General features: G+C 74.6%; 5 protein-coding genes. 3 read left to right on the top strand and 2 right to left on the bottom strand.

All coding sequences use genetic code 11. The features are described 5' to 3' along the window. From ACXJKG_RS20725 to ACXJKG_RS20715, 3 genes are all read left to right on the top strand, one after another. Positions 1-316, top strand: a 316-nt coding sequence (locus ACXJKG_RS20725; RefSeq protein ID WP_456847608.1) for a helix-turn-helix domain-containing protein, incomplete at its 5' end; no start/stop codon positions are given. Between the two features lie 84 nt (positions 317-400). Further along, complete coding sequence (locus ACXJKG_RS20720; protein ID WP_456847607.1) at positions 401-838, top strand: hypothetical protein; 438 nt, start codon at positions 401-403, stop codon at positions 836-838. Between the two features lie 97 nt (positions 839-935). Next, positions 936-1,331 carry a cupin domain-containing protein gene (locus ACXJKG_RS20715; protein ID WP_456847606.1) on the top strand — a complete coding sequence of 132 codons (396 nt, stop codon included), beginning with the start codon at positions 936-938 and terminating at the stop codon, positions 1,329-1,331. Here the strand turns inward: ACXJKG_RS20715 and ACXJKG_RS20710 are convergent. Next, entirely contained in the window at positions 1,294-1,587 is a 294-nt protein-coding gene (locus ACXJKG_RS20710; protein ID WP_456847605.1) for a hypothetical protein, read from the bottom strand. The two genes, ACXJKG_RS20715 and ACXJKG_RS20710, sit on opposite strands and share 38 nt — an antisense overlap. Before the next feature lie 33 nt (positions 1,588-1,620). After that, positions 1,621-2,305, bottom strand: a 685-nt coding sequence (locus ACXJKG_RS20705) for an alpha/beta fold hydrolase (protein ID WP_456847604.1), incomplete at its 5' end; no start/stop codon positions are given.

Genomic DNA, 2,305 nt, shown 5'->3' with positions numbered 1-2,305 from the left:
GGCATCCGTCGCCCATCAGCACGCCGGGCTGCGTGGGTCCGCACTCTCTGCGGCCGCCGTCGCGCACCGGCTGGCCGACGAGTGCGGCGGCGCCAGCAGCCCTGCGCTCACCGCAGCCCTCCTGCCCGACGCGCTGACCGCCCGCGAGCGCGAGATCGCGACGCTCGCCGGTCAGGGGTTGTCGAACAGGGCGATCGCGGAGCTCCTCACCTGCTCGGTCCGGACCGTCGAGGGTCACGTGTACCGCGCCTCCGCGAAGCTCGGTGCCCGATCACGCGAGGAGCTCGGCAGCCTCCTCCCGCAYGGATCCAGGTAGTCGACTACTCAGCGACCGGACGCGAGTCCGCGCCAGCGTGGTGAGTGACGGGTTCAGCAGGAGCCCCGGCCACGGAGGCGCACCGTGAGCAGGACCGCGCACGTCGAGACGCTCATCGAGTTCGAGATGGAGCCGCCACCGGTGGCCGCCGCGCCACGTGTCCCCGGACCGTGGGCGGCCCGCCTGCGCCGTGCGGTCGGCGCGGTCGGCGTCACCATCGGTGCGGTGCTCGCCGTGTCGGTCGCGACGGGCATCGGGGCGTCGCCGGGCGCCCCTCCCTCGGTCGTCTCGACCGCGGCGCCGGTGCCGCCGGCGTGCCGACTGGTCGCCTCGTCGGGGCCGGGGCACATGGTCTGCGTCTGGACCGTGCCGGGGTCGCCCTCGGCGGAGGTAGCGGCTCGCAGGGCGCGCGAGGCACAGGCGGCAGCGGCAGCCGCGGCCGCACACCCGGAGACTGGCGGATACCGCACCCGGAGCTCGTCGGAGCCGCCCGCCGGGGTGCAGCGCCTGGGGTCACCGTGACGAGCCGGTCGCGCCGCCTGGTCACGACGGACGTCCTGGTGGTGGACGGGTAGCCGAAGGCTGGCCCGGCCCGCCGTCGGCACCTAGGCTCCGCCGCATGACGCATGCGCCGCGCAACGTCCTGGCCGCGCTCGACCTGCTCCCCGAGCCGTGGCAGCCGCACCGGCTCGTCAGCGTGAACGACTACGACCTCAAGGTGGTCAAGCTCCTCGGGGAGTTCGTCTGGCACAGCCACCCGGACACGGACGAGCTGTTCCTCGTGGTGTCCGGCACGTTGACCATCCAGCTGCGCGACGGCGACGTGGTGCTGGGTCCGCAGGACGTGTTCGTCGTGCCGAAGGGGGTCGAGCACTGCCCCAGGGCCGACGCCGAGGTGTGCGCGCTGCTCGTCGAGCCGAAGGGGACCGTGAACACCGGCGACGCGGGCGGGGACCGCACCTCCGCCCTGCGCGAGCTCAGTCMCGAGCGTCCAGGCGGATCGTCCACGGGGTGACCGACTCCACGACGAGGTGCGACCCGCTCCACGGGTCGGCGGCCAGGGTCGAGCGCACGTGCTCCCCCGAGTCCGCCTCGACGGCGTGCACCACCCGGATCTCGTCGACCAGCGGCCCCCCGAGCACGAGGAAGCCCTGCTCGACGAGCCCGTCCATGAACGCCGCGTGCTCGGTCCAGCCCGCCTGCGCCTCCATCGGCCGGGACGGGTCCCACGAGGATCCGGTCCGCGTGAGCACCACCAGGAACATCGCCATGTCCCGTTGTACCGCGAAATCCGGGTCGACGGTCTACGCGCGGGTGAGTGCCTCGACCCGCGCGACCAGCTCGGGCCACGCCCGCTCCGGGGGCACGCCGTGCCCGGCGCCGGGGACCACGAGCAGCTCGGCGTGCGGGATCTCGCGCGCCAGCGCCGCGGCGTGGGCGAGCGGGAAGAGCGGGTCGTCGTCGCCGTGCACCACGAGGGTGGGCGCGGTGATCTCGCCGAGCCGGTGTCTCCAGGGCGGGCCCGGGTCGACGAGGTCGGGGTTGGTCACGCTCGCCCGCAGGTCCCGCGCCCGGTCGACCGTGCGCACGGCGATCACCCGCTCGAGGGCCTCGTCGTAGCCGTCCCGCTGGAAGGGCCGCTCGAGCTCGGTGAGGTGGGCGACGACGGCGTCGCGGTCGTCCCAGTCGGGCTCGGGCGCTCCGCCGCTGAACAGCTCCCGCAGCTCGTCCGACATGCCCGGTAGCCCGTCCGACCCGGGCGTGCTGCTGACCAGCGTGAGCGTCGCGACCCTCTCCGGATGGTCGAGCGCGAGGAGCTGCGCCTCGACGCCGCCGCCGGAGACCCCGAGCACGTGCGCCCGCTCGAACGCTTCGTCGTCCAGGAGCGCGAGCACGTCCGCCACGGTGTCCGCCATGCCGTAGCCCGGTTCGCCCACCGGCCAGGTGGTGGACCGGCCCTGGTCGCGCGCGTCGTAGCGCAGCACCCGG

The sequence above is a fragment of the Cellulomonas sp. P5_C6 genome (assembly GCF_054049635.1).
This window is presented reverse-complemented; position numbering and strand designations above follow the sequence as displayed.